The sequence below is a fragment of the Bacteroidota bacterium genome, assembly GCA_018698135.1.
GTDB lineage: Bacteria > Bacteroidota > Bacteroidia > CAILMK01 > JAAYUY01 > JABINZ01.
The window spans coordinates 23,436-29,895 of the sequence record JABINZ010000082.1 but is presented as its reverse complement, the minus strand read 5'-3'; the positions used below and the strand labels follow the sequence as shown (position 1 = coordinate 29,895).

Annotated in this window: 8 protein-coding genes; all 8 read left to right on the top strand. The window is 36.2% G+C overall.

Translation table 11 applies throughout. The features are described from left to right. A partial coding sequence (locus HOG71_05085; GenBank protein ID MBT5990207.1) for a polysaccharide biosynthesis tyrosine autokinase occupies nt 1-1,199 on the top strand: 1,199 nt, incomplete at its 5' end. A 445-nt stretch (nt 1,200-1,644) separates the two neighbouring features. After that, a complete protein-coding gene (locus tag HOG71_05080) occupies nt 1,645-2,799 on the top strand; it encodes a DegT/DnrJ/EryC1/StrS family aminotransferase (protein ID MBT5990206.1) in 1,155 nt (384 codons plus the stop codon). Nucleotides 2,800-2,971: 172 nt separating this feature from the next. Next, a complete protein-coding gene (locus HOG71_05075; GenBank protein ID MBT5990205.1) occupies nt 2,972-3,556 on the top strand; it encodes an N-acetyltransferase in 585 nt (194 codons plus the stop codon). A gap of 273 nt (nt 3,557-3,829) precedes the next feature. Continuing rightward, on the top strand, nt 3,830-4,765 hold the full coding sequence (locus HOG71_05070; protein ID MBT5990204.1) for a Gfo/Idh/MocA family oxidoreductase: 936 nt from the start codon (nt 3,830-3,832) through the stop codon (nt 4,763-4,765). A 496-nt stretch (nt 4,766-5,261) separates the two neighbouring features. After that, complete coding sequence (locus HOG71_05065; protein MBT5990203.1) at nt 5,262-5,438, top strand: hypothetical protein; 177 nt, start codon at nt 5,262-5,264, stop codon at nt 5,436-5,438. Next, the gene (locus HOG71_05060) at nt 5,411-5,752 is read left to right on the top strand and encodes a type II toxin-antitoxin system RelE/ParE family toxin (protein MBT5990202.1); all 342 of its coding nucleotides are present in this window, start codon (nt 5,411-5,413) and stop codon (nt 5,750-5,752) included. Before HOG71_05065 ends, HOG71_05060 begins: the two co-directional genes overlap by 28 nt. Nucleotides 5,753-5,955: 203 nt before the next feature. Next, complete coding sequence (locus HOG71_05055; GenBank protein ID MBT5990201.1) at nt 5,956-6,126, top strand: four helix bundle protein; 171 nt, start codon at nt 5,956-5,958, stop codon at nt 6,124-6,126. An 11-nt stretch (nt 6,127-6,137) separates the two neighbouring features. Continuing rightward, nucleotides 6,138-6,401, top strand: a complete 264-nt coding sequence (locus HOG71_05050) for a GIY-YIG nuclease family protein (GenBank protein ID MBT5990200.1) — start codon at nt 6,138-6,140, stop codon at nt 6,399-6,401. The last annotated feature ends 59 nt before the right edge of the window (nt 6,402-6,460 follow it).

Here is a 6,460-nt window from a genome sequence, read left to right as displayed (position 1 = left end):
GTATAAAAAATGTGGTTTATGCCATAAATATAAATCTAAAGGATGTCGAGACACGTATCGGTGTGAAATCGAACAGGATAGTTAATTTACCCAAAACGCAACAGGAACTGGTAACCCTGGAACGAAAATACACCTTGAATGAAAGTATTTATACCTTTTTCCTAGAAAAACAATCCGAAGCCCAAATTGCAAAAGCAGCTACAGTAGCCCAAAATGAAGTGGTAGACCCTCCCAAGTTGTTAGCTCAAACACAACCGAAAGAAAAACAAAATTTATCTGTTGCTTTTATTCTGGGAATATTAATCCCAATTGGCTTTGTGTTCCTCAAGGAGATGTTGAATGATAAAATTATCGACAGGCAGGAAGTGGAAAAAAACACAGGACTTTCCATTATTGGACATGTTATTCATAACAATAAGAAATCAAATATTGTAGTGAAGGATGCTCCTAAATCCGCTATCGCAGAGTCATTCAGGTCAATCCGGACAAATTTACAGTATTATTCAGGAGGAAAAGAAAAACAATCTGTATTGGTTACTTCATCAGTGATAGGTGAAGGAAAAACCTTTATTGCCATGAACCTGGCTTCTATTTTTGCCTTGAATGGCAGGAAGACGGTAATCCTTGGATTTGACCTACGGAAACCTAAGATTTTTCAGGATTTTGGATTGGTGAACATCAACGGGATTTCGACCTATCTGGCAAATAAATGTGAGGTAGAGGATATCATCCAACCCACCTCCCTGGAGTTTCTGGACTTGGTTTCTGCCGGCCCTGTGCCTCCAAATCCTTCCGAATTAATTGCTACTGACAGGACTGATTCTCTATTTGATAAACTAAGGGATATATACGATTACATCATCATTGACTCCCCTCCAATTGGTATCGTAACCGATGCCTATTTATTAATGAAATATTCGGATGCCAAGCTATTTATCGTTCGTCAAAATCACACCTATAAAAAAGTGTTTACTTCCATATCCAAGGATGTAGAGAAAAACAAAATTGAGAATATGAGTGTCCTCATCAATGATGTTAGGGTAGAGGATAGTTATTATGGTTATAGCTATGGTTATGGTTATGGTTACGGCTATGGTTATGGTTACGGCTATGGCTACGGCTACGGACATGGTTATTATGACGAAACTCAGGACAGAAAACGGAAGCGTTCGTTTTTAAATCGTTTGTTGAAGATATAATTCTGCTCAATTCGTCATTGCGATCCCGATTCATCGGGAGAAGCAATCTGTAATGAGAAATGGGTTTTAACTTTGGAAGGATTAACGTATTCTGCTTTGAACGTCATTCCGCAATTCCTGCTCGGCTGGCAGACGGGGATGTGGAATCTTATTGTTTGATAGTAGGACATTATTGTTTTTTGGAATATAGACGATTTTCTTCAATTGCCCCAACCCTAACTCCGCTTTGCACGCTGGCGCTGAAGCTATTGCGTAAGAGACTAAAGCTTTGCGACAGCGAAGAGGGTGTGAAGAAAATCTTAATGTACACACTTTAGACTTCTGCTATTCCTAATTATTTTAATTAATTTAAACTTTGTGATTACTTTGAGCCTTTGTGTCTTAGTGGCAAAAAATACCTTGTCAAGAATTTTAATCTAATTATTTTTGAACTATATATCTAATTATGCAAAAAATACAAATGGTCGATCTTCAATCCCAATACCAGAAGATTAAAACAGAAGTTGATAAAGAAATTCAAAAAGTGATGTCAGAAGCATCTTTTATAAATGGCACAGCAGTCAATGAATTTCAAACAAATCTGGAAAATTATTTAGGTGTAAAGCATGTCATTCCTTGTGCAAACGGAACGGATGCCCTTCAAATAGCCATGATGGCCCTGGATTTACAGCCTGGAGATGAAGTAATCACATCACCTTTTACATTCATTGCAACAGCAGAAGTCATAGCACTTCTTAAACTCAAGCCTGTATTTGTGGATGTGGAATGGGATACTTTCAACCTGGATGTGTCTAAAATTGAAGCAGCCATCACAAATAAAACAAAAGCCATCGTACCTGTTCACTTATTTGGTCAATGTGTGAACATGGAAACCTTGATGCAAATTGCAAATAAACACAGACTTTCTGTCATTGAAGACAATGCCCAAGCAATTGGTTCTGATTATACATTTACAGATGGAAGCAAAAAGAAAGCTGGTACAATCGGACATATTGGATGCACATCCTTTTTTCCATCCAAAAACTTAGGAGGATATGGAGATGGAGGAGCCATATTTACAAATGATGATATAATAGCCGAGCAAATCAGGGTAATTGTCAACCACGGGATGAAAGTCCGCTATTATCATGATGTCATAGGTGTAAACTCTCGCCTTGATAGTATACAGGCAGCCATATTAAAAACCAAATTGGATCATCTGGATCAATATATTCAGGAAAGGCAAAAAGCAGCGGCATTCTACAATAATGCATTTTCAAATCATCCAAATATTGAAACGCCTTTAACTTCTGATTTTACTACACACGTTTTTCATCAATATACCCTAAAAACAAAAGATATTAATAGGGATGATTTACACAAATATTTATTAGATAAAGGAATCCCCAACGCAATTTATTACCCAGTTCCCTTACATCTTCAAAAAGCATTTGATGGCTATGGCTTCAAGAAAGGTGATTATCCAGTATCCGAAGCACTTTGCGAATCTGTCATTTCATTGCCAATGCATACGGAGTTGGATGAGGAGCAGTTGGGGTATATTTGTGATGGTGTTGCTTTTTTTAATATAACTCACCCCAAACCCCTCTCTAATATTTAAAGAGGGGATTAGATTGTACATATAACTTGCTTTAATTTTCACATTCTCCTCTTGAGAGGAGATTAAGAGGTGTGTTTTAATAATTGCCTTAAATCAATTAAATCCCAACTATTGTTTATTATCATTTGACTATTTACTTTTGTCTTCATACTTTATCCATAAAAAAAACATTATGAAAGACAAATTCTTTGCGCACGAAACAGCAGTAATTGACGAAAATTGTCAAATAGGAGAAGGAACCAAAATCTGGCATTTTTCACACATCATGTCGAAATGTATAATTGGTGAAGCTTGTAACATTGGTCAAAATGTTGTTGTTTCCCCTGAAGTAGTTTTAGGAGACAATGTGAAAATTCAAAACAATGTTTCTATCTACACAGGAGTAATTTGTGAAGATGATGTCTTCCTCGGGCCATCCATGGTGTTTACCAATGTCGTTAATCCAAGGAGCGGAGTTAATCGCAAGGGGCAATACACAAAAACAATCGTAAAAAAGGGTGCGTCTATTGGAGCAAATGCCACAATCGTCTGCGGACATGACATTGGTGAATTTGCTTTTATTGGTGCTGGAGCAGTGGTTACAAAGGAGATTCCAGCATATGCTTTGGTTGTTGGAAATCCTGCAAAACAAATTGGCTGGATGTCTGAATTTGGACAACGATTAAATTTTGATGAGAGGGGAAACGCTATGTGTTCAGAGAGCGGGGAAGTATATGAGTTATATGAAAACAAAGTTGTCAAAAAGTGCAAAGTGTAATCTTTAAATTATATGTAATCTTTCATTAGAAATTATTTTACTTTTGTCATTTCGACTCCGATTACTATCGGAAGAGAAATCTGTTTTCAAAGAGCCTGATGAAATTCAATCTGTATCCTCAAGCACTGTAAACAGATACCTCCCTTTAGTCGGTATGACAATTAATAAGAGATAGTTTTTTTCATGTTGAATGATGATCTTATTAACTTTATGAAAAATGTAAATTGAAGTAAGTTTTTAATAACTGATTGATATTTACCAATGAATAAAATGATGAAAAACTTTGGACTAATAGGAGCAGCCGGCTACATTGCTCCACGACATATGAAAGCTATTAAAGAGACTGGAAATAATCTTGTTGCTGCACTGGATCCAAATGATAGTGTTGGAATTATTGACTCATATTTCCCTGAAGCAGATTTTTTCACTGAACCTGAGCGCTTTGATCGTCACATGGACAAACTCAGAAGGTCAGGAAAAGGAAAGATGGATTATGTAACGATCTGCTCCCCAAATTACTTACACGATGCTCACATTCGAATGGCTATGAGGAATGGGGCACATGCTATTTGCGAAAAGCCGATTGTATTAAATCCATGGAACATTGAAGCTCTATCTGAGTTAGAGAAAGAAACTGGTTTCAATATATACACCATCCTGCAACTTCGTCTCCATCCAGCAATCATCAAACTAAAGCAACAGATCACAGACTTGTCTGTCCGAAATGAAATGAAGGCAGATCACTCATCACAAATCACTAAAAAATACGACATCAAACTTAATTATATCACCAGCCGTGGCAAGTGGTATCATTTTTCCTGGAAAGGGGACTCACAAAAGTCAGGTGGTGTAGCTACGAATGTTGGTGTACATTTTTTTGATATGCTGAGCTGGATTTTCGGGGAAGTAAAGGAAAATAAAGTAGATCGGTCACAAGCTGATAAGGCATCCGGGTTTTTAGAGTTAGAGCATGCAAGTGTTAAATGGTCTCTGAGTCTTGACTACAATGATATTCCGAAAGAAGCCAAATTGAAAGGGATGAGAACCTATCGGTCTATAGATATCAATGGAGAAGCATTTGAGTTTAGTGATGGTTTCACAAACTTACACACTCGTTCTTATGAAGAAATACTTAAAGGAAATGGATTCCGTATTTCTGAAGCAAAAAGAAGTGTTGATATAGTGCATGCGATAAGGAATGCAAAATAAGGTTATATAACTCACCCCTTTAATCCCCTCTCTGAAAAATCAAAGAGGGGACACAAATCCTACTCCACTTCTGAATTCTCCATTCAAATGCTTAGTTATCCGAAGCATAGTGAAGGATAGTTCAATTATTCTGTTGTTCAAAAGTAAAGATTAACTCACCTCCATGCTTAACCTAAAGCTTATGCAGACAGCCCAACCCCTCTCTAAAAAATCAAAGACGAGAGCTTTCCTACTTCAATTCTGCTTTTTTCATTAACCAGCATAATCATATAGTCCGCTCCACCAATAATTCCCCACTACAACAAACTTCCACTGCCCAAAATCCCCCCACGAAGACACATTGCCCACCCAAAAACCTGAATCCCTAGAATCGGGAAACCAAAAGAACATAAACAAAAAAGCATCCGCTTAACTTTCAACAGATTACTTCGCCTTATTTTAAAACATCGAAAAATGAGTATCTTTGTGATTACTTAACATATATATGTGATTAAATATGACAAAAGTAAAAGAGCATATCGAACAAAATATTAACTGGATTTTGCCAGAAAAAAATCTTAGTCATGATGAGTTTCTCGCTGGAATAAAGAAAGCTGAAAACGGCTCATTCCATAGCGTCCAGGAATCGATGGATAACTTTGAAAAATGGCTGAAATCGAAAGAAAAGAAGTAAAAATATCGGAACAATTCGATCAGGATATTTTTTCACTCTACACCTATGGAATGGAAATGTTCGGTTCAATTGCTGCAAAGAGTTTTATTGCAGACATCTATAGCAGAGTCTGGAGTTTAGACCTAATGTATTTGATCCATGTGGAATGCAGACACTTACCAACTAAAGATAAAAGATACCGAAATATTATCCTCGGTTCGTATCTGATAATTTACAGAATCAAATATGATTGCGTTGAAGTTTTAAGGATACTCCAATCCCATGTAAGTATCAGAACTATCAGGTCTACACGAAAAATATCAACGAACAAGTAAAAAGCAAATAGCTTCTTAAAAAACCCGAGAATCGGGAAACAAAAAGAACCTTGAACTTTCAGAACCCTGAACTTTAATTAAGGAGTAAGAAGAAAGAAGTAGGAAGTAAGGAGAACCAAAAACCCGAAACCCTGAACAAAACAAACCCTGAACAAGAAGAACTTGTACTTTTGTCTTGAACTCTAAACAAAAAGAACTAACCCATGAACATTGTCCGTTTTGAAGACCTTGAAATCTGGCAAGAAGCAAGAAAACTTTGCAAAATCGTATTTTCACTCACTTCAAAAAATCCATTTTGTAATGACTTTAAATTCCGTGATCAAATACGATCATCAGCAGGTTCTGTAATGGATAACAATCTCCCTGTTAAATAAATTCAAATCTTATGGAGCAATTCTATTTTACTTATGTTTTAAAAAGCGAAAAAGATGGTAAAAATTATGCAGGATTTACTCAAGATTTGAATTTACGATTTGAGCAACACAGCAATGGAAAAGTTGAATCTACAAAAGATAGAAGACCATTAAAACTTATATACTACGAAGCATGTTTATCAAAAGATGATGCTTTAAAGAGAGAAAAATATTTTAAAACTCATTATGGGAAAATGTTCTTAAAAAACAGGCTCAAGTCGTATTTAACAGGGTAAAGAAGGTTTTGATAGGGGAGGAAATAAAGAATTTACCCTGTGAAATAAAATTAGAAATT